General features: G+C 63.7%; 17 protein-coding genes and 1 pseudogene. 6 read left to right on the top strand and 12 right to left on the bottom strand.

The genetic code is table 11. From position 1 onward, the window contains the following. Positions 1 to 11: 11 nt before the first annotated feature. Positions 12 to 1403, bottom strand: a complete 1392-nt coding sequence (locus DM992_RS07425) for a CoA transferase (RefSeq protein ID WP_111016281.1) — start codon at positions 1401 to 1403, stop codon at positions 12 to 14. Between the two features lie 148 nt (positions 1404 to 1551). Here DM992_RS07425 and DM992_RS07420 point away from each other — a divergent pair, with 148 nt between their 5' ends. Then, positions 1552 to 2784, top strand: a complete 1233-nt coding sequence (locus DM992_RS07420; RefSeq protein ID WP_111016280.1) for a citrate/2-methylcitrate synthase — start codon at positions 1552 to 1554, stop codon at positions 2782 to 2784. On the opposite strand, the gene DM992_RS07415 is transcribed toward DM992_RS07420, so the two are convergent. Continuing rightward, entirely contained in the window at positions 2757 to 3080 is a 324-nt protein-coding gene (locus tag DM992_RS07415; protein WP_072442888.1) for a DUF2917 domain-containing protein, read from the bottom strand. The genes DM992_RS07420 and DM992_RS07415 overlap by 28 nt on opposite strands. Before the next feature lie 219 nt (positions 3081 to 3299). On the opposite strand from DM992_RS07415, the gene mdtD reads away from it, so the two are divergent. Beyond that, entirely contained in the window at positions 3300 to 4736 is a 1437-nt protein-coding gene (gene mdtD / locus DM992_RS07405; RefSeq protein ID WP_034179410.1) for a multidrug transporter subunit MdtD, read from the top strand. A 192-nt stretch (positions 4737 to 4928) separates the two neighbouring features. Then, the gene (locus DM992_RS07400; RefSeq protein WP_072442887.1) at positions 4929 to 6203 is read left to right on the top strand and encodes an EAL domain-containing protein; all 1275 of its coding nucleotides are present in this window, start codon (positions 4929 to 4931) and stop codon (positions 6201 to 6203) included. Between the two features lie 19 nt (positions 6204 to 6222). Here DM992_RS07400 and DM992_RS07395 read toward each other — a convergent pair whose 3' ends face one another. Together DM992_RS07395 and DM992_RS07390 are read right to left on the bottom strand one after the other, a co-directional pair. Next, entirely contained in the window at positions 6223 to 6828 is a 606-nt protein-coding gene (locus tag DM992_RS07395) for a methyltransferase domain-containing protein (protein ID WP_111016279.1), read from the bottom strand. Between the two features lie 142 nt (positions 6829 to 6970). Then, positions 6971 to 7495, bottom strand: coding sequence for an Mpo1-like protein (locus DM992_RS07390; RefSeq protein ID WP_111016278.1), 525 nt, complete (start codon positions 7493 to 7495; stop codon positions 6971 to 6973). 81 nt (positions 7496 to 7576) lie between these two features. On the opposite strand from DM992_RS07390, the gene DM992_RS07385 reads away from it, so the two are divergent. Beyond that, on the top strand, positions 7577 to 8284 hold the full coding sequence (locus DM992_RS07385) for a Crp/Fnr family transcriptional regulator (protein ID WP_111016277.1): 708 nt from the start codon (positions 7577 to 7579) through the stop codon (positions 8282 to 8284). 87 nt (positions 8285 to 8371) lie between these two features. After that, complete coding sequence (gene chrA / locus DM992_RS07380; RefSeq protein ID WP_111016276.1) at positions 8372 to 9583, top strand: chromate efflux transporter; 1212 nt, start codon at positions 8372 to 8374, stop codon at positions 9581 to 9583. 504 nt (positions 9584 to 10087) lie between these two features. Here chrA and DM992_RS07375 read toward each other — a convergent pair. The 4 genes from DM992_RS07375 to DM992_RS07360 all read right to left on the bottom strand — a co-directional run bounded on the left by DM992_RS07375 (position 10088) and on the right by DM992_RS07360 (position 15217). Further along, positions 10088 to 11464 (bottom strand): UvrD-helicase domain-containing protein, encoded by a 1377-nt coding sequence (locus DM992_RS07375; RefSeq protein ID WP_196483825.1) that lies wholly within the window; start codon positions 11462 to 11464, stop codon positions 10088 to 10090. 10 nt (positions 11465 to 11474) lie between these two features. Continuing rightward, positions 11475 to 13202: an ATP-binding protein gene (locus tag DM992_RS07370; RefSeq protein WP_111017850.1), complete on the bottom strand. Its 1728-nt coding sequence runs from the start codon at positions 13200 to 13202 to the stop codon at positions 11475 to 11477. Between the two features lie 97 nt (positions 13203 to 13299). After that, entirely contained in the window at positions 13300 to 13551 is a 252-nt protein-coding gene (locus DM992_RS07365) for a helix-turn-helix domain-containing protein (protein ID WP_111016275.1), read from the bottom strand. A gap of 136 nt (positions 13552 to 13687) precedes the next feature. Further along, positions 13688 to 15217, bottom strand: coding sequence for a patatin-like phospholipase family protein (locus DM992_RS07360; protein WP_111016274.1), 1530 nt, complete (start codon positions 15215 to 15217; stop codon positions 13688 to 13690). A gap of 297 nt (positions 15218 to 15514) precedes the next feature. Between DM992_RS07360 and DM992_RS07355 the strand changes: the two are divergent. Beyond that, a pseudogene (locus DM992_RS07355) lies at positions 15515 to 15670 on the top strand (IS3 family transposase); the annotation flags it as partial. Here the strand turns inward: DM992_RS07355 and DM992_RS07350 are convergent. The 4 genes from DM992_RS07350 to tssI form a co-directional block, all read right to left on the bottom strand. After that, positions 15670 to 15957 carry a PAAR domain-containing protein gene (locus DM992_RS07350; RefSeq protein ID WP_111016273.1) on the bottom strand — a complete coding sequence of 96 codons (288 nt, stop codon included), beginning with the start codon at positions 15955 to 15957 and terminating at the stop codon, positions 15670 to 15672. The pseudogene DM992_RS07355 and the gene DM992_RS07350 overlap by 1 nt on opposite strands. Before the next feature lie 15 nt (positions 15958 to 15972). Continuing rightward, positions 15973 to 16932, bottom strand: coding sequence for a T6SS immunity protein Tli4 family protein (locus DM992_RS07345; protein ID WP_111017849.1), 960 nt, complete (start codon positions 16930 to 16932; stop codon positions 15973 to 15975). Between the two features lie 98 nt (positions 16933 to 17030). Next, complete coding sequence (locus DM992_RS07340) at positions 17031 to 18884, bottom strand: GPI inositol-deacylase (RefSeq protein WP_230943682.1); 1854 nt, start codon at positions 18882 to 18884, stop codon at positions 17031 to 17033. 82 nt (positions 18885 to 18966) lie between these two features. Then, the gene (gene tssI / locus DM992_RS07335; protein ID WP_111016272.1) at positions 18967 to 21747 is read right to left on the bottom strand and encodes a type VI secretion system tip protein TssI/VgrG; all 2781 of its coding nucleotides are present in this window, start codon (positions 21745 to 21747) and stop codon (positions 18967 to 18969) included. Positions 21748 to 22292 lie beyond the last annotated feature (545 nt).

The following is a 22292-nucleotide window of genomic DNA, read 5'->3' as shown; positions in this document are numbered from 1 at the left end:
GCCGCCGGCGCTCACAGCCAGCACGCATCGTCGGTGCCGAGCGGCACGGGCGGCCGCGCGAACGACGGCGGCGTCGCCGACAACCGCTCGGCCGGCCGCACGGCATCGATCGTGCCGAACGGCGATGCGATGCGATCGATCCGGTCACGCACGTCGGCAGCCGCGAGATCGGGCGCCCGCAGGCCGTCCGGCACGGCGCCGAACGACTGCAGCCAGCGCCCCGTCTGCGCGAGCGACAGCCGCACGTGCCAGCTTCCCCCTTCGCGCGCCCGGCGCGCAAGCGCGATCATCGCGCCGAACGCCGCGAGATAACCCGTCGCATGATCGAGCGCCTGGCACGGCAGATGGCGCGGTTCGTTCGCACGCGCGGCCTGCTGCTCCTGCCACGCGATCCCGCTCGCCGACTGCACGAGGCTGTCGAAGCCGCGCCGCTTCGCCCACGGCCCCGCGTGCCCGTATGCGGACACCGACACGCACACGATGCCGGGCCGCAACTCCGCCAGCGCCTGCGGTGCGAAGCCGCGCGCCGCGAGCGCGCCGGGCCGGTACGACTGCAGGAACACATCCGCGTCGCGTGCGAGCGCGTGCAGCGCATCGACGCCAGCCGCCTCGCGCAGATCGATCCACGTCGAACGCTTGCCGCGCCCGTTGTCGATCACGAGCGGCGCGATGTTCGGCAGGTGCGGGCCATTGACGAGCAGCGTCTGCGCGCCGTGCGATGCCAGCGTGCGGCCCGCGACCGGCCCCGCGATGATGCGCGTGAGATCGAGCACGCGCACGCCCGCGAGCGGCTGGCGCGCCTCGCCGCGGCCGATCGGCTCGACCGGCGCGTCGCCGATCCGCTCGATCTCGAACATCGGCAGCGACGCAATCGCGCGCGCCTGCTCATGCGCCGCCCATTCATCAGGTGTTCTGATCAATGCCGCGCACAGGCCGGCCTCGGCCAGCGCGGTATCGAGCGCCGTGCCGTCCCACGTGCGAATCGCCGCGGCGACGTCAGTCGGCTGCGCGCCGCAACCGAGCACGTCGAGGATTCCGTGCAGGTGATGCGGGAAATTCGCATGCAACTGGATCCAGCGCCCGTCGCGCGTCTCGAAGAAGCCCGTCACCGGATGACGCAACTCCGGCGGCGGGCCATCGTCCACGCGCAGGTAGCGTTCGCTGCGGAACGCGACGAGCGCGTCGCGCACCGGCACGTCGACGGATTGCGCGACGCCCGTGCGAAGCCGGTGGCATTCGGCAGCCGCGAGCCCGGCGGCCGCGATCGTCGCCGCGGCGAGCGTGCCGACATGGAACGTCGACGGCAGCGTCGGGTCCCGGCCCGTCACGGTCGCGCGGGCCAGCGCGTCGCGGTCGCCGTGCGCGAGTTGCCACAGATGTGTCAATGCGAGTTCGGGTGTCATGGTGAAGTGAGCGCGTCAGCGTCGGAGGGGAGACGGAATCGAGTCTAGAATTCGCGACAGGCGCGATCAATCTTGATTGCGAGAATCAATACATAACGAATAGTTGTAGCGGGGCCGCACTTCATGCACCCCGACAGGAGCGACCGGCATGACATCCCTCAGCGCGCAGGAAGCCGCCGGCACCCTCGGTGTCAGCGTGAGCACGCTCTATGCGTATGTGAGCCGCGGGCTGTTGCGCTCGCTGCCGGACGGCGCGACCAAGCGCCGCCGCTACGACGCGGACGAGGTGCGCCTGCTCGCGCGCCGCCGCGCCGACGCGAAACGCGCGGGCGGCGTCGCCGAGCGGTCGCTCGACTGGGGCGTGCCGGTGCTCGAATCGCGGATCACGCAGATCGCCGACGGCCGCCTGCGCTACCGCGGCGCCGATGCGATCGCGCTTGCCGACGAGGCGACGCTGGAACAGACGGCCGCAAGGCTCTGGGAGTGCCCGCCCGCGCGGCTTGCTGCCGCGTCGCTCGCATCGACCGGTTTCGACGCCGCTCAGTGGGACGACTGGGCGCGCCGCTGGGCGCATCTCGCGCCGCTCGAACGCACGCTGGTCCTGCTGCCTGCCGCGGCGGCGGCGCTGCCGCGCCTGTGGGCGCAGGGGCGCGACGCGCAGCTCGATTCGGCCGCGCTGCTGCTGCGCGTCGCGACGGCCGCGCTCGCCGGCATCGCGCCGGGCGACGCGCCCGTGCACCGGCAGCTCGCTGCCGCATGGCGCGTGCGACGGCGCGACGAAGCCGACCTGCTGCGCCGCGCGCTCGTGCTGTGCGCCGATCACGAGCTGAATCCGTCGACCTTTGCGGTGCGCTGCATCGCGTCGACCGGCACTCACCTGTTCGGCGCGATCGCGGGCGGGCTCGCGGCGCTGTCGGGCCCGCGTCACGGCGGCGAGACGTTCCGCGCGGGCACGCTGCTCGACGAAGCGGCCCGCGCCGCCGACCTCGATCGCTACCTCGCGCTGCGGCTGGCGCACGACGAACGCGCGGACGGCGGCCGCACGGCCCTGTCCGGTTTTGCGCACCCGCTCTATCCCGACGGCGATCCGCGCGCGCTGGCGCTGCTCGACGCACTGCACGCGGCAGTGCCCGACCGCCCGGCGCTGCACATGGCGCGCGCGCTCGCCGCGCGCGTCGAAGCGGCGACGGGCCTGCGGCCGGCGATCGATTTCGCGCTCGCCGTGCTGGAGCGCACGCTCGCGCTGCCGGACGGCGCGGCGTTCACGCTGTTCGCGGCCGGCCGCACGGCCGGCTGGATCGCGCATGCGCTCGAACAATATGCGGACGGCAAGCTGATCCGGCCCCGGGCGCGCTACGTCGGCAGCGACGCGGCCGCGTGACGACGGCCGTCGCGCCATGCGACGAGCGGCCGCCACCACGCCTGCGCGGCGCGCACGGCCGGCACCGCGAGCGGACCGAACGCGAACGTCGCGCCGTGCGGCCCCGCGCTGACCCACACGCGCATGCCGGACATCAACGTCAGCGAATCGCCGGCAGCGAGCCAGTGGTCGTCGGGGCGGCCCTCGACGGTCACCCAGACGTCGCCTTCGGCCACCTCGAGTACGGTGCGATCGACGATCCGCCACCGTCCGGCCGGCTCGTCACCGTCCATCACGTAGAGTCGCAGTTCGCGCATGGCAGCCTCCTGGTCGCACGGGTTCGATGCCTCCAGTATTTCGGACAGTGGCAGCACACGGATAGATACGGCTACAGACACTTTCGACTAAACTGTACTGGTCAACCGACGGGGACGGGCATCCGCCGGCCGGACTTCGCGCTGCGCTCCGCACCGAACCTGCACGGCACGGCGGCTTTCCCTACAATGTCGGCTGTCCCGCGCCACCGCCCCGCCTTCATGTTCCAAAGCCCGCCCGCCGCCGCTCCCGGCGAAAAAAACCTCACCGTGATGCTCTGGCTCGTTGCGACGGGCTTCTTCATGCAGACGCTCGATGCGACGATCGTCAACACGGCGCTGCCGTCGATGGCCGCGAGCCTCGGCGAATCGCCGCTGCGGATGCAGTCGGTCGTGATCGCGTACTCGCTGACGATGGCGGTGATGATCCCCGTGTCGGGCTGGCTCGCCGATACGTTCGGCACGCGGCGCGTGTTCTTCAGCGCGATCCTGGTGTTCTCGCTCGGCTCGCTGCTGTGCGCGAACGCGCATACGCTGACGCAGCTCGTCGCGTTCCGCGTCGTGCAGGGGGTCGGCGGCGCGATGCTGCTGCCGGTCGGGCGGCTCGCGGTGCTTCGCACCTTCCCGGCCGAACGCTACCTGTCCGCGCTGTCGTTCGTCGCGATTCCCGGCCTGATCGGGCCGCTGATCGGGCCGACGCTCGGCGGCTGGCTCGTGAAGATCGCGTCGTGGCACTGGATCTTCCTGATCAACGTGCCGGTCGGCGTCGCGGGCTGCATCGCGACCTTCTATTCGATGCCCGATTCGCGCAACCCTGCCGTCGGCCGCTTCGACCTGAAGGGCTATCTGCTGCTGACGATCGGCATGGTCGCGATCTCGCTGTCGCTCGACGGGCTCGCCGATCTCGGCATGCAGCACGCAGCCGTGCTCGTGCTGCTGATCCTGAGCCTCGCGTGCTTCGTCGCGTACGGGCTGTACGCGGTGCGCGCGCCGCAACCGATCTTCTCGCTCGAACTGTTCAGGATCCACACGTTCAGCGTCGGGCTGCTCGGCAACCTGTTCGCGCGGATCGGCAGCGGCGCGATGCCGTACCTGATCCCGCTGCTGCTGCAGGTGAGCCTCGGCTACTCGGCGTTCGAGGCCGGGCTGATGATGCTGCCGGTCGCGGCGGCCGGGATGTTCTCGAAGCGGATCATCACGCGGCTGATCACGCAGCACGGCTACCGCAAGGTGCTGCTTGCGAACACGATCATGGTCGGCGTGATGATGGCGAGCTTCGCGCTGATGCGCGACACGGTGCCCGTATGGGTGAAGGTCGTGCACCTCGCGCTGTTCGGCGGCTTCAACTCGATGCAGTTCACCGCGATGAACACGCTGACGCTGAAGGATCTCGGCACGGGCGGCGCGAGCAGCGGCAACAGCCTGTTCTCGCTCGTGCAGATGCTGTCGATGAGCCTCGGCGTCACGGTCGCCGGCGCGTTGCTCGCAACGTTCACCGGCATGCTGCGCACCGTGACGCCGAGCAACACGCTGCCGGCGTTCCATGCGACGTTCATCTGCGTCGGGATCATCACGGCCGCGTCCGCGTGGATCTTCGCGCAGCTCGCGCCCGAGATCCGCAGCACCGCGCGCAAGACCGATCCGTCCGAGCGCGCGTGACGCGCGGTGCGCGCCGTTTCGGGCACCGCACCGCCACCGCGCGCACCATCTCGGTGCAGCCCGCCCCTGCAATGCGCGCTGCGATATCCCGCCCATCGGCCGCGACGGGCCGCCGCATGAGGCACGATGCCGTGCATGCTTCTTGCTCACCTATTCTCTAGGTAAACTGGCAGTCTTCCTTCGGCCGACATCATGAGCATGATCGAAATCGATCCCCCCGGCTTTCAGCCGCCCCGCCCCGTCGCCGGCGACGACGGGAACCGGCGCACCGTGCTGTACGGCGGCTACACCGTGTTCAGCGTGTTCCAGCCCGTTTTCTCGGTGTCGCACCGCCGCGCGATCGGCTATCACGCATCGCTGCGCGCGCACGACGAGGAAAGCCGCCAGGTGGCGTCGCACGAGGTGTTCACGCAGGCGGCACGGCGCGGCGACCTGCTCGAACTCGGCCGGCTCGCCGAATCGCTGCATCTCGGCAATTTCCACGCGTTCGACAGTCACGACGAATGGCTCTTCCTGAGCCTGCATCCGGCCGCGCTGATGGACACCGTCTACGGCGACGCGCTGCTCGCGAACCTGAAGGCGCTCGGGCTGCCGCCGCACCGCGTGGTGCTCGAGGTGCCCGAGCAGGCGGGCGGCGAGACGCCGCGCTACGCGGCGATCGTCGACGGGCTGCGCAAGGCCGGCTTCCTGATCGCGCTCGGCGGGTTCGGTGCGAAGCATTCGAACATCGACCGCGTGTGGCACCTGCATCCCGACATCGTCACGCTCGACCGCGGCATCCTCGCGCAGGCGAGCGAGCACTCGCATCTCGAACGCGTGCTGCCGGGGCTCGTGTCGCTGCTGCACGAATCCGGCCAGCTCGTGCTGATGGGCGGCCTCGCGACCGAGCGCGACGCACTGATCGCACTCGAGTGCAACGTCGATTTCGTGCAGGGCCAGTATTTCGCGGGGCCGAGCGTCGACCCCGTACAACCGCAGGCTGCGGCGGGCTGCATGGATACGCTGTCGGCCGCGCTGCGGCTGCGCGTCGCGCAACGTGAGCGCACGCAGGCGGAACGGCTCGCACCGTATGTCGCCGCGCTCGAGGAAGCGAGCCGGAAGCTCGCTGCGGGCGAATCGCTCACCGATGCGGCCGCCGCCGTGCTCGGGCTGCCCGAAACCGCGCGCTGCTTCCTGCTCGACGCATCGGGGCGCCAGATCGGCGACAACGTGCTCGCGCGCGGCAGCGTGTCGCAGCGCGCCAAGCGCTTCCGGCCGCTGCTGCATTCCGAAGGTGCGAGCTGGGAGCGCCGCCCGTACTTCATCGACGCGATGCGCGCGCCGGGCCGTGTGCATCTGACACCGCCCTACCTGTCGATCAACGAGGCGCACCTGTGCGTGACCGCATCGGTCGCCGCGCCCGCCGCGGCCGGCATGCAGGTGCTCTGCGTCGACATCAACTGGGAGGCGGCGCTCAACCGCGAATGAACGCGACCGCGCGCCGCCTTCACGCGGCGGCGGCCAGCTTGCGCACGATCAGCCGGTGCACGCGTTTGCCGGACGACGCGCTGACAACCTCGTGCTCGTCGATCACGTGCATGCCGGCGCCGAGCGCCGCACGCATCCGTGCGGAGTCGAGCGGCGTATAGAGGCGACCGCGCTCGTCGCGCAGCGCGCCGGTTCCGGCCACCCGCCAGCTCAGGTACAACGTGCCGCCCGGCATCAGGAGATCGGCCAGCCGTGCGGCGGCGGCCGCCGCGTCCGCCTGTTCGAGATGCATGACGACCGTCTCGCACAGCACGTTGCGAAACGCGCCGGACGGCACGCCGGCCAGCGCCGGTAGTGCGGCCAGCTCGAAGCTCAGGTCGGGATGGCGCCGCCGCGCCTCGTCGAGCAGCGCGGCACTCGCGTCGTAACCGCGTACGTCGAAGCCGCGCGAAGCGAGCCAGGCCGTGTCGCGCCCCGCTCCGCAGCCGACGTCCGCGGTCGGCCCCGGCGAGAAATGCTGTTCGAGCAGCGCGTACATGTCGTCGGGCGCGGCCTGGTCGAGCCAGTCCTGCGCATATTGCGCGGCATGGGCATCGTAGGCGTCGAGAGTAGGGCGATCCACCATGGCGATTGCTCCGCATAGGCGTCGTATGACGCACCCCGCATCTTAGCCGCTGCGCCCCGCCTGTGGCGTCGCGCGCCGCCCACGCAACGATCGCGCAGAACCGGCCCTACGCGGCCCGCACTTCGCGCGCGAGCGGATCGAGTCAGACATGCGAGTGCGCGCCGCCGTGCACGGGTCCGGCCCGCCGCTCGACTTCGCGGCGCACGTCGCCGCGCAGCCCCGCGAAGAACGCGACTTCGGCCACGACGAACAGCGGCCCGACCATCAGGCCGACCAGATCGTCGACGAATGCGGGCTTGCGCCCTTCGAACCAGTGCCCGACGAACTGCACGATCCAGCCGACGACGAACGCACCGATGCCGATGCCGAGCCATTGCGCGGTCGGCAGCAACGCGAGCGCCTGCGCGGCCCACAGGCCGAGTGCGAACAGCACGGTCATCACGATCCCGAACCGCAGGTCGAGACGCAGGTAGAACACCGCGAACGCGACGGCGAGCAGCAGCGCCGGCGACAGCGCGATGCCGGCCAGCATGCCGATCGCCGGCCGCGACAGCAGCACCTCGACCGCGAACACGATCATCGGAATGCCGACCAGATGCGTCGCGATGTTGCGCGCGTCGCGATGGTAGGCCGCATACTGGGAAAGATGGTCTTCGAGCGTCTTCATCGCGTCTCCTGGTCGGTCGTTGAGCGCTATGATGCGCGTCACGCCCGAGAACCTCTGTCAGCTACCCGACATCGCGTGCCCATGCCTTCGTCGCTCGCCCCCTACGTGCCGCAGATCGAGGCGAACCCGTGGTTCGCCGCGCTGCCGCCCGCGTTGCGCGCGGACCTGCTCGCCCGTGCGGCGCTGCGCCGCCTGCCGGCCGGCCACGCGCTGTTCCGACGCGGCGACCCGCCGTGCGGGCTGTATGCGGTACTGGCCGGTTCACTCACGATAGGTGCGGTCGATCCGCAGGGCAAGGAAGCGCTGCTGACGGTCGCCGAGCCCGTCACGTGGTTCGGCGAAATCGCGCTGTTCGACGGCCAGCCGCGCACGCACGACGCGATCGCGCTCGACGACGCGCTGCTGCTGCACGTGCCGCAGGCCGCGCTGCTCGCGATGCTCGACGCGACGCCGCAATACTGGCGGCAGTTCGCGCTGCTGATGGCGCAGAAGCTGCGCCTGAGCTTCCTCACCGTCGAATCGATGAGCGTGATGCCGGCCGCGCAGCGGCTCGCCGCACGCCTGCTGATGATCGCCGAAGGCTACGGCGGCATCAGCGCCGGGCGCACGCGCGTGCGGCTGTCGCAGGAAACGCTGGCGTCGATGCTGTCGCTGACGCGGCAGACCACCAACCAGCTGCTGAAGGCGCTGCAGGCCGACGGTGTCGTGCGGCTGCATGTCGGCGAGATCGAACTCGTCGACATCGACGCGCTGCGCCGCGCGAGCGGGCTGGCCGGCGATATGCACTGAACGTCGCGCAACGGCCGCCACGCGACACCCCGCCGTCGCCGCGTTGCGCTATCGTGTCGGCTCGCTCCGCCTATCCCGTACCCTGTCTTGAACACATCGACCGTCCCCGCCCCTTTCCGTCATCCATGGCCCGTGTTCGTCGCATTCCTGCGGCTCGGCCTTACGTCGTTCGGCGGCCCGGTCGCGCATCTCGGCTACTTCCGCGCCGAATTCGTCACGCGGCGCCGCTGGCTCACCGAGCGCACGTATGCGGATCTCGTCGGGCTGTGCCAGTTCCTGCCGGGGCCAGCGAGCAGCCAGGTCGGGATGGCGATCGGCCTCGCGCGCGCCGGCTATGCGGGGATGTTCGCCGCGTGGCTCGGCTTCACGCTGCCGTCGGCGCTGCTGATGATGCTGTTCGCGCTCGGCGTTCACGCGACGGGCGCGCCGATCGAAGCCGGCGCGCTGCACGGGCTGCGCATCGTGTCGGTCGCGGTGATCGCGCAAGCCGTCTGGGGCATGGCGCGCACGCTGTGCCCGGATGCGCGCCGCGTCACGCTGATGGCCGCGGCCGCATGCATCGCGCTGCTCGCGCCGGCCGCGTGGACGCAGGTTGCGGTGATCGTCGCGGCCGGTGCGGCCGGTCTCGTCCTGCTGCCGCAGCCGGCGCGCGACGCCCACGAGCCGTTGCCGCTGCACGTATCGCACCGCGCCGGCGCGCTGTGGCTCGCGCTGTTCGCGGCGCTGCTCGTCGCGCTGCCGTTCGCGGCACGTGTGCTCCGCTCCGATACGCTTGCCGTCGTCGATGCGTTCTTCCGCACGGGCGCGCTCGTGTTCGGCGGCGGGCACGTGGTGCTGCCGCTGCTGCAGGCGGCCGTGGTCGCGCCCGGCTGGGTCGGCGATTCGGCGTTCCTCGCCGGCTACGGGCTCGCGCAGGCCGTGCCGGGGCCGCTGTTCACGTTCGCGGCATTCCTCGGCGCTTCGCTGCGCGATGCGCCGAACGGCTGGCTCGGCGGCACGATCGCGCTCGTCTCGATCTTCGCGCCGTCGTTCCTGCTCGTTGCCGGCACCGCGCCGTTCTGGGAACGCCTGCGCCGCAGCACGCGCATGCAGGCCGCGCTCGCGGGCGTGAACGCGGCCGTCGTCGGGCTGCTGCTCGCCGCGCTCTATCACCCGGTCTGGACCGACACGATCGTCGCGCCGCGCGACCTGGCCGCCGCGCTCGTCGCGTTCGTCGCGCTGGTGTTCTGGCGCGTGCCGCCATGGGCCGTCGTGATCGCGAGCGCAGCACTCGGCTGGGTGCTCGGCGTCGTCGGCTGAGCCGGCAAGCGCGGCACGATCCTGGCGGACAAAAAACAGAAAAGCCCTCGGCAACGAGGGCTTTTCTACGGGGTGCTGCGCGCCGCTATGGCGCGCGCCGCACCTGTCCCGTGACAATAAAGTCTGGAATGTTTCGCAATCAAGTTTGGAACGCACCAACCTCGCGCATGCGCAGTTGGATCAGGAAATCATCGGCTCTTTATATCAAATTTAGCATTAAATTCCATTCATTCATAAACAATCGCGTATGTTCCCTATGTCATCTGCGTTTTCAGCCCGGCATGAAATCTCATTGAAAGCGTATTTCCTGGCTTTTTTGTTCATCTGCGCAATCGCAGTGGGCGGGTAAAGACGATCACACCGCCAGCGTTACATTGCGGAAGACTCTGGGTTGTCGACGACTTCCACCGCCGCCGTACAAGAATCCCGCCTTCGAGGCACGAACAGCAGCCATCAAGGTCGTGCGCGCGGTGTCCCGATTGACCCACCTAAAGAGCATCCCCCTCATAGATCGGGCCGTGGAAATTGAACATACCGACCCGGTGCTGTGATAGTCAGGCTCTGCGTCGCTCGAGAGATTGCGACGTAGAAGAGCTTCGCCTGCGCGTAGTCCTCGTTGCCGAAGTGCGAGGCGTCGGGAATCAGCACGTGATCGAACTCCAGGCCCTTGAGCAGCAGGGGCGTCGAGATCGTCCGTCGCTGCAGAGAGCGGCCCGCAGCACTCACACGCAGTCGGATCTTCAGCACGGCTTCGACGAGGGTAGCCGCTCGATCGGCAGCCAGCTCGCCCAGTGCACGCTCGGCGTCGCGCCATAGTTCCCCCCGGAATAACCGCCAGCGCGGGTGACGCCGCGCGAGCCGCATGAACTCGCGAGCCGCTTCGGCACAGTCAGCGCCTCCCAGTTGTCGCGCGGCAGTCTTCATTTCGTCGATGACCTGCGTTTGGTCGGGCGACAACTCCTCGTTGGGTTGCTTCTCGCGCTTATGGAAGCAATCTTTGCTCAGGGCCAAGACGGTGTCCAGACGCTGTTGTGCGTCTGCGCTGCCATCCCAGTCGGAAGCGAATCTCGTCAGCCGCCTAGCAGCAACCTCCTCGATGGACTGGTACATGCCTCGCGTTGCGCGGGCCAGGTTGTCACACATGCCCCGGCGGCAATGGATCGCAGCGGATGTTCCCTCGCGATCCCCGATGCCTTCGAAAAACGCGCCCATGTCGAAGGCTTCGTCGGTGTACCGAAACGTGACCGGACCGGAGTCCAGATCGATGCGCTCGCCGCGGATGAGGCGCTGGCGCGTCTCGGCGATCCAAGCACCAAGGGCCGGGTTTTTCTTCTGCCAGCGGCGCGGCTCTTCCAGTTCGAGCGCGAGCGGGAAGATCGGATAAACATCGCGCTGCCAGCGCAGCCGGGCGTTCGCGAATTCGAAGATGCCCTGCATCGGATCGCCGAATACGATCGTAGGAACAATCTCGGAGAGCGCGATGGCAAGCGCATGCTGGCCGGGATCGCAGTCCTGATACTCGTCAATCAGGATACGGTCATACGAGGATCGCACCACGTCGCGGACCGCCGAGATCTTCAGCACGTTGAGGGCGTTCTGCCGAAGCGCGCTCCATTCGGCTCCGCTGGGCATGCCCGCTGGCGGGTGGCCGCGCTTGGGGAAGGCGCGCACATAGCGCATGCACCATCCGTCGATGGTGTCTACGTTCGCCGCAGCTGCTGGTACGCCGAGACGCTTCAGCCTGCTGCGCAACGCGTTTACGCCCGCATGTGTATGCGTGAGGACAAGCGTCCGGATACCTAGCGCCGCCGTCTTCGCGATAGCCTCGGTCTTTCCGTGGCCCGCCGGTGCGATCAGAGAGCCGACGGGAAGCTCGGCCAAGATGCGGGCCTCAGGCATAGAGCCAAGCCCCCAGTGCTCGTACGCACCTCGAGAAAGCCGACGCGGGCGCTTGCTCGACAATCTCCCATGCGATGGGCGCGATGGCGCGCCCCGAATGCAGTTCCTTGAACCAGTTTTTCTTTGACGCGACTTCCGCCAGAGTCGCGCGAAGAGCAGCCCCGTCTGCGGTAACAAACAGTTCCCACGTGTTGAAGGCAAGGCTCGTCATCTCAGGCGTCAGCTCGGCGTCCCTGCCCTTCAGGGTCGCCGCGACCGATTCTTCGGTCTTCTCCGCGCGAGCGTAGTCTAGCAGTGCCTGCACCTGCGCATCACTGGCTGCTGTGAACAGCGCCGTCTCCGTATCCATCGCGCCGTCGTACTGGAAAATCACGACGCCGGCGGCGACAACGTCGCGCGTCTCGTCGGGTGTCAGCGGACGGTCGGAGTCCCGATACAAGGCGACGGGGTAGCCGAGCGCCGCAAGCGCTATTGCCAGTTGCGGGGCTTGCGCTCCTTCGCCATCTGCAAAAGCGACGCCGCGCTGTTCGACGGGGACACCCCTGTTGCTTGCGCAGAAAGGATCGCGGAAGCCAAGCAACAGACCCACCTCTGTCACGCCCTCGCATATGACGATGCGGCGCGCGAACAGGGCTCGCGGCGTTTTCTTCATCAACTTCGCAAAGGATGAGAGCATCGAAGGTGCGTGGAATTCGACGCACTTGCTGGCCCTGTCGCGATGCCCGACATAGAGGTTGCGCGCCTCGATCTCACCGATAGCGACATCGGAATGCGTGGTCATGAGAAGCTGTCCCACCGCCCTCTTCTCCGTCGCGGCGGCCGCCTGTGCCTCCTTGAGGCGTGCAATCGCGCCGATCACACGGTGCGGTTCAAGGCCATGTTCGATTTCGTCGATTAGGACGATGGCACCTTCCGTGATGGCGGAACGCTGAATTGCCAGCGTCGCCAGCCGCCGGGTTCCTAGGCCCGCGAGCCGCAAGGGGACGCTGCCGTCATGGAGTGCGATCGAACTGGTGGAGAACCCACCCCGCAGCAGCTCAAGGCCGGGGCCGTACTCATCCTGCACGTAAGCGCCGAGGGAGGAGGCCTGCGCCTGCGCCACTTTCGCGGCATCCGCAAGTGCCGTCACCTTGTCGAGCTTCGCGCTGCTGCGCGCCGTGCGGTAGGCATCGGCAAGGTTGCGAGCGGCGTCGTCGGCATCACCCGTCAGCTTGGCAAGCACCGAGCCTTGGCCCCAAGTCAGGTGTCGGGCGTCGTCACCTGCCAGCCGCACCAGGCCGAACAACGCTCGGTCCCTGTTCGAGAGTGTGCGCGGGTGGGTGGCAGAGTCGCGCACTAGCTCCCATATTGGTTCCATCGTGGCGTCGACAGTTAGTCGCACGGTGAGCACCGGTTCATCGCCGTCTTCCGGCTCGTCGTTCAGCGTCCCAGTTACCGACCAGCCGCCGATGTATAGGCCAAAGCGCTCGTCTGACTTCAGTGCCTTCGACAATTCTCCGACCGTGACCTCGACGCAGATTGGCGTCGCCGTATCTCCATCGAGGAAATCAACTTCGCTGAAGGTGAGCCAGCGTGAGGACAGGGCTGCCTCGATGGCGTCGAGGACCGTGGATTTACCGGTATCGCCCACGCCGATGAGACAGCACAGCGGAGACTGCGGTTTCCAGTCGAGTGCACCGATCCCACGAAAGTTGCTGATCTTCAGTTGTCTTACCTGCATCCCATACTCCGTCCTGTCCGCCATGCACTCCACGTTTCCCTCTTCTGTCGGCAGAACGAAGCTGCCGCAGGAATCCTCCTCGGGGCAACCACTCGCGCTAGGTAATGGCAGCTACGACCGTCGATGCCGGCGTGGCGGCGGTCCCTCCGTCGGGGGTGCCGCTCTTCTGCTGCACCAGCGCCTGGTAGCCCGTCAGGTAGTACTTGTTTGCCTCATTCACGGTCGAGACGTGGTTGTGGTCGCGGTTGACTCCGAGCAGCAGCCCGGTGCCGATCAACAGACTGATCGCCTTGCGGATGTCCCGCTCGGAGATGCCGGTCCGCTCGGAGATGGTTTCGTACGATGCCATCGAAAAATAGGCGTGGTTGCTACGAACCGCTTCGGATTTAAGCTCATTTCAACGTTGCCATTCGTAAAGCACTGTCCGCCGGCTGACGACGTTGGCGTCACAAGTAGACAATCTACTACTCGCGAACCATCGTCCGCTAGTTCAAGCATCTCACTAATCCAGAAGGCTTTCCAGAAGGTCCTTTCTTTACCGCCGTCACATTGAATCGTTCACCGTTCGTTCCCGGTGGGTCGGGCGCCCAACTCGTATTGGTATCGATCGAATGATCGATCATCCACTTATGCAGAACACTCAATCCTTCGGCATCTTCTCGGACAAGAATTTTCGCAGCATCAGCCAACGCGCGTTGATATACCTCTGGCCTGCAGGATTCCGCTCCAGTGAATTTAAGATCAGTTTTTGTATTTGTGATCAGCGCATATGTAGTTCCGCGCAGCATTACGTTATCGAAATTGGAAAAAAACCCGGGGGTACCGGCGCCAAGCTCAAAGACGTCACGAAGCGAGATATGCCAAACCCCACATGTCAAGTCGCCCGTATTCGGCTCCAAAACAATGAGGTCTCCATAGCGCTTCTGAACCATTCCGCGCTCACCCCTCAGCGGAATCGCATGACTTGAAACGGCTCTTGTGTAGTCACCGGACGGTGTTCTTGCTTCGAGATCGATTCCAAGATTTAGCAATGAATCCGAGCGCCGCCGTTGGAGCAGCGCGTCGAAGGCGTAGTGCCATGACGGGTCAATGATTCTGTCCAACAATGAATGTCTTAGGTCCGGGTACTCTTCTTCGAGTTTTTCTCCATCGTCGATGAACGCATCCACCACAATTAAGAAACAAGGGACCTTGTCGGATGAAACTGCCAACGATGTGTTGAGACTTTCTTCTGCAAGTCCATGATGCCATCGCCCGTTGGCCGCCGATACCAGCGCGTCAACCCCGAGGTTGTCAGATACACCACCGTCCATGACATGCAGATATTGAAGAGGTTCATTTCCTTTATCCCCCATCATGACACGCGGGTAGCTTGTCAATACCACAGGTGAAAATACAAGTGGGTATGCTGACGAAGCCGCAACAGCTTGGGCGATTGAATAAGTGCCTAAGTCGGAGCCAAGACAAAATTTGAACGCGTCGTCAGAAAAGACAAACGTACTCAGTCGCTGACTGAAAGCATTTCTTCCCTGTGCCAAACAATTGCTCAGCAGCTCTGGACCACCAACAACGGTGGAATTTATCAAAATGTGCGGACTCCCTGGCCCCGGAAAACTCATTTGCCGGAAAACCGCACCATGAAAAAGCATGTCATCGTACGTTTTGGCCAGTATGGTACTTGCATTAAACCCTTTACCGCTCAACGTTCGCCAATTAGCAGGATTGGCATGTCTCGCAAGCCAATCATCTCGGAAATCCTGACGTAGATCTTTTTCAGCAAAATCCCAGTAATCGCCCCTAAGTTTTGGATAGTAAAGTCCGAAGTGGGCGGCAACGATAGAACCGCCTGATACTGAAGAAATAGCGTCTATGCGATTCAGAACACCAAGCCTTTCCAGTTCCTTCAAAACGTACATGCCAAAATTCGCCGCCCGGCTTCCACCCCCAGATATCGCCACCCCCAAAAACGGGCGATACTTCTTTTCAGATTCTGGAATTTCTATTGCTGCACTCATGTCAGCGCTTGCCGACGTTCGGGTGACAGCGCTAAACGTACGCTCTGAAACCGACCATGTGTTTGGCTTGTTAACGTAGTTATTCGCTGCGGGATCAGTACTAGCGCAGGCGCCGACGAGCGCGACGAGTATCGCGCCAACACATAAACGAAAAAAGAAGGGCTTGACAACCGTGGCGCACGGGACGTTTAGTAGCATAGGTCAACAGGTCTCGGAGATGTGCCCAACTTATCGACAACGTGCTACAAAAACTTGAGGCACGAAAGCATCGCCGGCGAAACGTTAGCCGTATGCGGACGGGACCAGTACAGTGTGAGCCGGCTGTGCAGGGTGCCGGCCGTCTCGCGCCGCGGGTACTGCCAGTGGCGGGCTCGCCCGCCCAGCGCCAAGGCACTGGCCAACGAGGCACTGGACGTCGAAGCGGCGGCCATCTATCGGGCCAGTCGCGGCAGCTAAGTGTCGCTACACGACGTCGTCTGCGAGGCGACCAGACGTGGTGGCGGAGAACAAAGACAGATGCAAAGATCGTCACTGAGCGCTGCCTGCCGGCCATCGGGACCGGTGGTGGAAATCCGCGGGCCATCGCACGCGATTTTCCCGACGGTTTTGCAGACTGGACAAAAGACGGGATCATCTTCGTAGGCTTGCTCGCGACCGTTTATCAGGTCAGCCCCATCCCCACCCTGCACCACTCCGCCAACGGTTGTCAGATCGCCCTTCACAATGTCATAGCGCGGCATTCCTCCACCTCCTCCTTACTTCGCGGCACCACGATAGTGGAAGCTGTTCAGGACCGCATCCCACGCCTGGACGGCCTGTTCCTCGTTCACTGGTGACGTCGTCACGGAGGCGGGATTCACCGCGTCAGGTTCCGCGCCGAACAACAATTGAATGGCGGTGTGCGGTTTTGATGGATCTCCCTCTACCCCGGCCGCCAACAGATAGAACTGGTACTTCTGGACGCCATCTTCATGGATGTCGACGAGAATTTCCTCGGCTTGAATGCCGGCGACTTGACGCTTGCCCTTTCGCAATACCTTATAGTGCCCCGCGTACGGCTTCAGCTGAGCCTCAAATTCCGAAAGCCCGCTCAACAGCGACGCCTTCTGATCGGCAGCAACAGATTCGCGCAGCTTCACGATCAGATTAGACGGTCGCCCCGGAACAAGACCGGCCGCGACGGTGGCATCGAAAGCCGGAAGTTGCTTGCCGCCGATCAAGCCGCCGTTAAAGCAAAATGCGCCATCGTTCGGCACGTCCCCGTCATCACGCGGACGAATATTTCGCAGGATCTCGGACGCATTCTGGACCGCGCTCTGGTCATAACCATCGCCGAACTTGTTCTTCAGGGTGAATTGCGTGTCGTGCGACCACGCGTACCCTTCCACGTCGTATGAGAGCTCGGCGGGCGGGACGTCGTATCGCCCGAAAACAAAGAGACGCGAGTAGTCATTGGGCTGTACCGCCTGATGGAGCCACGGTGTCTTCGTCGGCGAGAAGGAATTATGCGGATCAACCCGCAGCTTGGTCTTCAGCTCGTGCTCGCGCGCCTCTACTCTCCGTACGAATTCCTGTTGACCTACGTTCTTCGCTACATCGATCGAGTACCCCATGTACTTATATTCTTGGTTGTACACCTCTGCATCATGGGGAAGGTCGACAACGAAACGGCCAATACACCACGGGCGGGTGTCATGCATCACGGGGGTGGTCATAGGCAACTCCGACGGATTACTCTTCGAGCACGCGGCCATCCCTACCGAGAAGGCCACGAGCGCGACTGCGATTCGATTTGTGAACTGGTTTAATGTTGTCATACGGGAACGTCGATCGATTTTGCGACCTTGACCATACTATAGAGTGTGGCCCACTTCGCCCACGGATGACCGAAGCAGCCTTGGTGATCAAACCCGTTCTGCGTGAAGGCGATCTGCACACCCTTCGCCTTTTCGCCAGGGACACCGGCCTTCAGGCCACGTGCGACGGATTCCCCAGACCAGCTCGGCACCGTGCCATCCCCAAAGATCAAGCCTCGCTCCTGCGGAAAATTGGGATCCATGATCTCCGCAAAGAGTGTACAGACGAGCCCCTTGACGCGAATACGGACCTGGCCCTTCTGGTCGTCGCTCAAGAGTTCGGCCTTCATCAGGTCCTCTTCGGTCGTACCTGCTGGGAAGTCACCACGCCAATAGATTCGGCCGAAGGTGAGCAGCTTATCCGCTGGTGCGGTGGTCTCCTGCTTCGTAGGAGCCTTGGCTGTACCGCCCTTTGTCGGGTCAACCTCGCTCGACCGTCGCAAGGGACCGTTCCCGTAGAAAGCAAAGGTGTTCGGATGATAGTTGTTTATAAGTTGATGCTGCCGGTCAACCACGTCCTGCATTGTCGTCAGAAAGTTCTTCTGCAGCGTCATGCCAGGCTGAGTCGTTTGCAGGCGCTGTTTGGCAATTCCAGCAGGATCGAGCATTGCGTCGGACTGGTTGGGGACCAAGCCGTACCACGCCTGTGACGTGAACAACTTCAGCGTGTCGTTCTTCTTCGGCAGGGCGAGTACTTCCTGTCGCTTCATGTCGCGAACAACCCACCATGGTTCATAGTCGTGATAGTCGGGCATCGGAAGGAGCTCCAACGGCCCGGGTGCGTTGACCGTGATTGCCGTGAATTCCGGCGCGTTTCGCCCCACGAGTACCTTATTGAGGATTGCCCCCTCCCCTTCAGCGCCGGCGCGAAACCGTCGTGCGGCCAACGGTGCGCCAGTCGCTGGCTGCGCCCCGTGGATCACGCCGTACATCAAGTCGTCGTAACCCGCTATCACTGAAGCCATGCGGGCGACGAGCCCTCCCATGGAGTGGGTGATGATGATTGCCTTCTTTACTTTGTTCTCGGCGCAGATCTCCTTGATGCCCATCAAATGGTATTTCTTGTGGGTTTTCCGATCGACATAGTCAACGCCCTTCACAGCGTCTTCGGCCGACAGCAGATTCGATTGCAACCAGTTGTAGCCGATCGCATACACCGGATATCGGTACTGGCAGAACTTCTTAAATTCATCCGAGTCGACCTTAAGCGGGTCGATACCCGGACCATTCGCGCCGTAGCTCGATGGCGCTGTCCCGATGACCGGATTCAAAGTGAAGTCTTCACCTTTCGGGTCACCGCTTGCCCAGGCGCCAAGGAGCTTTCCCGCCTTCATTGGGTGATTGAGCTCACGCTCAAGCCAAGCGAGCGATCCATGGTAGCTCTTCGAATGGACCGATCCCCAGCCTCGCCTTCGCGCTTCGTCGGCCGTCAGATCGCAACCCGTCGTCACGATCGCGCCGAGCGTGGAGACGACTGCCGACGATGTGTCGTACTTTGTTTCGCGCTCCGACGCATCTGAGAAGTATCCATTCCAGCCGAATGCTATCGCAGCGCGGTTGGTTTCATTCGGCGGATTCCAAATCTCCTGCCCGGTATTTCTGTTGATTAACAGGGAGCCCATCACCCCGGGAATAAAAATCACCGGGATAGGTGGCCGCGGGTCGCAATGAAACTCTTTAGTGCATTTGTTGGCATCCGGCGTTAACGTCACCTTCGCAGACGACCCACCGCCTGGCTCGTGCTGCCCTTGAATGACGACCGTATCGGATTGCTTCGCTGCGTTGTTGCTGCCGGAATTGTTCGGACCCATACCGGTACCTACGATTACTGCGGTTGATCGGAGAGATTCAAGATGTGCTGATGGCGATTGACGCGATCCACGATTCGGACCGCTAGCCGACGTCGTTGAGCGTGCGAGGCAACACACGCACAGTCATCGTCTCGACGTCCACGTTTTTCTGCACCGAAGTCTTACCGAGTTCGTCCGTCACGCCCTTGATGACTGTTCCATCACTCCGTACGAACTCGTACGGGTGATTCTTGAGCACTTCACCTGTGATCGAGTGGCGAAGCACATAGGGGTCATTGAACGCGGTCTTAGGCAAGCTGTTCATGTGTTCAGCGATCGAGCTCGGACCTTGACGGCTGAACGAGGCCGATTTGATCGTGCGAGGTCCTCGCGAGCCGTCTTCGATACCTTCCGCGGTGATGCGAATGTACGAGCCACCACACTTCAGAATCAGCTCCTGCTTCGCCTCGATTACGACTCTACCTTGATTGCTGGTAACCGTTACGTCGCGATCGGCGAACAGGCTCAACGCGTCGCTTTGCGCAGCGATTTCGACCTTGCCCTTTGCAGCGAACAGCTTCATCCCCGCCTTCTGCACAAACAGGCTGATCTTTTCTGCGGCCGCAACGATGAGGGATTTGCCCGTGGCAAGGTGAGTGTGTTCGCCGCTGGTCAGATTGATGTGTCGATCCGCTGCAATGCTAGTCGACTGTCGGGACGTTAATCCGATATCGGCTGGCGTGGCCATCATGATCATCGGGGTGGCGAATCCGTTGGCCTCCCCTGTTCCGCCGCCATCGGTCCTACCCCCGGAAGTTTGTCCTGAAATGGGATGCTCGGTGGCCTTGGCTACGGCTTTCAGAGTGTCTTGACTTCCCTCCAGCGACTCGGCCTGCGCCGTCGCGCTGGCGCTTGATAGCGATTCAACAAGCATGCCCGATCGCGTCAGCTGATCCCTCGCCTCAACGACGTCGAGCTGCTCTGCGTCGTGCGCTTTGGCATGCGTACTCAAATAAAGGCCGCGGTTCGCTCGTACCGCGCCGTAGTCGTCGGTGTGAATCTGGAAACCGGCACCAAGGTAACGCCCACGTTTGTTCCGGTCTTGGCTGATCAGATATCCCTGATGGAACGAGCTGTAGCTTGAACCCGTGAAGGAGGTCAGTCGCGTCGCACCTTGATTGGTTGAGTCGTCGTGAACGAACGAGTTGAAAGCGCCCGTACCGCCGAACCCACTCGACTGAAAACCCGATAGCAACACATTCGTATGCCAAGGCGGTGGAGTCGTACCGCCATTGAGCCGTCCAAGCACGAACGGGCGATCACAATCGCCGCCCCAGTGGCTAATCGCCACCCATTCGCCCGCGCGCGGAACGTGTACGGAGCCGTACGAATTCCCGGTGTCGGACTGCAACGACAACAGCAACGGTGATGTATTGAAAGACCCTGCAGGACTCTGGCGGTCCCATGAGTGACGCACGCGAATTCGATTCGATTCATCGGCCCAAGCTTCTTCTCCCTCTGGCGCCACCACGATTGCATGCTCGATATGCATGATTGGTTTGCGGTGCTCGAACGGGCTCCGATATTCGATAGTCGTGGGTTGAGCTTCGACGTCCACGACGAAGAATCCAGTTTCGCCGTCGGCCGGGTGTGGCGGCGACTGGAAATCGCTCCCGCGAACTGCTTTTGCATCGGAAACTCGCCGCTGCAAACTGTGCGGGAAAGCAGCTCCCTGGCGAGCGATAGGCACATTGTTTTCGACGAGCCATCGCGCTTCGATTGCGACAAACTCGCGGTGCTTGGCGTCCGCGCTCGAATGCCGGGGGTGGTCGTGCAGCACGAAACGCGTCCCAGCGTCGATCCATCGCAATCCGGCGACTGCCGCGTAGCGCAATGCCTGTGCATCCCAGGCCTGCGTGCGCAATTGCGCGCGAGATCCACCGGCATCCGTGGTGGGATACCCATACGGCGTCGATTCGAAGACCTCCATTGGCACCGTCGGGATGCTTTGCGTTTCACGTTGTCGCCGCTGCTCGGTCTCGTAGGTCGTCGACTCGATTTCGCTAACTGCCTCGAAGTCGTAATTCGGGCGCTTGTAGTCGAATGAACGCGTTGTATAACGCACGCTCTGGAGCGTCTGGATAGCTGCCCATTGCGCCACGCCATTGCTTTCATTGCTCGCGTTGCCGCGAGTATAGGTCGCATCCTTTGGCTGGGGTAGCGAGGAAAGACGGTCGACGATGACCAGGGTCGTCTTCGGTGGCTCCCCTGACTGGGTAGTCGCGTGTTCCCAGTAGAAATACCAACCCTCATCCTCGAGCAGCCGATGGACGAAATTCAGGTCGGACTCTGCCTGTCTGCAATACGAGCGCACCCGCGGGGTGCTGACGGTGTCGAATCGATAGAGACCTTGCAGCTGCGGATATCGGTCGAACACATTCGCCAGAATCTCCCGTGCATCCTTTTCGAGCCAAAAATGATCGTCTCGGGTATGCCCGAGGAAGTGCAAAGCCGACGAGATCTCTAGCTGGTAGACAGCCAGGCCACCATCTGCACCCAGCATCCCGATACGGTGTACAAAGCCGTGGACGGGAAGGTAGGTCGACTCAGCGAATGGCGCGGTTTCCTGCTGAATCCACAAAGTGACGGCCTGATGCATCAACGACAGAAGCGTAAGATCGGTGCGCATCGACGCTACATCGACAGTCCACCGATAGTCGCGCCCTATTTTTGCATGCCCCTCGGCACGTAATGCAACGAGGGTATTCGCGCCAAGGGGCGTATCGAGTTTCAGCAGCCGATCATTCTGCAAAATGCCCCGGTGAAAAGCGTCAAAAAGACCGCTCGACGACAGATCCCCGACCGAGGATGCCCTGGCTTCCATTTTGTTCTTCCTTCCTCTCAGATACCCCGCACGGCCGCGGAGGCAAGAACGTCCGGACCGGTGATCACGTCGCTCTCGCTGTATCGAAATCATTGTTGGGAAAATGTAGGCGACGGAGAACGACGCTCATCCCATTGATACGCCAAACATCGTATCAAATCACCAATATGATATCGCACGCATTTGACGATATTTCATACTCGATCGAACCCAGAAACACGACGTCGCCACACCGTCTTTGCGAAATTCCGAACGAATTCTGCTCGCCGTTTTTGCAGTCTTTCACGATGAAATGTTGATCGAGCGGGATTTCTGACGGCACCTTGACCTACTTCGACACCGCCGCGGGCGACGCCACCCACGTGGTCGGTCTCCAGTTCCACTGCGACTTCGGCGCAGTGTCGCGGTGATGACGTCCAGCGGACGTCCCCGTTCAAAGGGGTTCCGCATGCGCAAACGTTCAGTCCTCGCGCCCGCCGCGCATGGTACTCGCCAGCTCGCGCCCCAGCCGACACGAACGTCTCCACTCCGTCTAGCGGAGCACG

The organism is Burkholderia sp. JP2-270 (assembly GCF_003233675.1).
GTDB classification, from domain to species: Bacteria; Pseudomonadota; Gammaproteobacteria; order Burkholderiales; family Burkholderiaceae; genus Burkholderia; species Burkholderia pyrrocinia_C.
The sequence above is the reverse complement of the archived record's forward strand: the minus strand, read 5'-3'. Positions and strand labels throughout refer to the sequence as shown.

What these genes read in the sequence shown, in the direction of transcription:
- DM992_RS07425 (WP_111016281.1), bottom strand. Translation starts at nt 1,403, where the DNA reads ATGACACCCGAACTCGCATTGACACATCTGTGGCAACTCGCGCACGGC.
- DM992_RS07420 (WP_111016280.1), top strand. Translation starts at nt 1,552, where the DNA reads ATGACATCCCTCAGCGCGCAGGAAGCCGCCGGCACCCTCGGTGTCAGC.
- DM992_RS07415 (WP_072442888.1), bottom strand. Translation starts at nt 3,080, where the DNA reads ATGCGCGAACTGCGACTCTACGTGATGGACGGTGACGAGCCGGCCGGA.
- mdtD (WP_034179410.1), top strand. Translation starts at nt 3,300, where the DNA reads ATGTTCCAAAGCCCGCCCGCCGCCGCTCCCGGCGAAAAAAACCTCACC.
- DM992_RS07400 (WP_072442887.1), top strand. Translation starts at nt 4,929, where the DNA reads ATGAGCATGATCGAAATCGATCCCCCCGGCTTTCAGCCGCCCCGCCCC.
- DM992_RS07395 (WP_111016279.1), bottom strand. Translation starts at nt 6,828, where the DNA reads ATGGTGGATCGCCCTACTCTCGACGCCTACGATGCCCATGCCGCGCAA.
- DM992_RS07390 (WP_111016278.1), bottom strand. Translation starts at nt 7,495, where the DNA reads ATGAAGACGCTCGAAGACCATCTTTCCCAGTATGCGGCCTACCATCGC.
- DM992_RS07385 (WP_111016277.1), top strand. Translation starts at nt 7,577, where the DNA reads ATGCCTTCGTCGCTCGCCCCCTACGTGCCGCAGATCGAGGCGAACCCG.
- DM992_RS07370 (WP_111017850.1), bottom strand. Translation starts at nt 13,202, where the DNA reads ATGCAGGTAAGACAACTGAAGATCAGCAACTTTCGTGGGATCGGTGCA.
- DM992_RS07365 (WP_111016275.1), bottom strand. Translation starts at nt 13,551, where the DNA reads ATGGCATCGTACGAAACCATCTCCGAGCGGACCGGCATCTCCGAGCGG.
- DM992_RS07360 (WP_111016274.1), bottom strand. Translation starts at nt 15,217, where the DNA reads ATGAGTGCAGCAATAGAAATTCCAGAATCTGAAAAGAAGTATCGCCCG.
- DM992_RS07350 (WP_111016273.1), bottom strand. Translation starts at nt 15,957, where the DNA reads ATGCCGCGCTATGACATTGTGAAGGGCGATCTGACAACCGTTGGCGGA.
- DM992_RS07345 (WP_111017849.1), bottom strand. Translation starts at nt 16,932, where the DNA reads ATGACCACCCCCGTGATGCATGACACCCGCCCGTGGTGTATTGGCCGT.
- DM992_RS07340 (WP_230943682.1), bottom strand. Translation starts at nt 18,884, where the DNA reads ATGGGTCCGAACAATTCCGGCAGCAACAACGCAGCGAAGCAATCCGAT.
- tssI (WP_111016272.1), bottom strand. Translation starts at nt 21,747, where the DNA reads ATGGAAGCCAGGGCATCCTCGGTCGGGGATCTGTCGTCGAGCGGTCTT.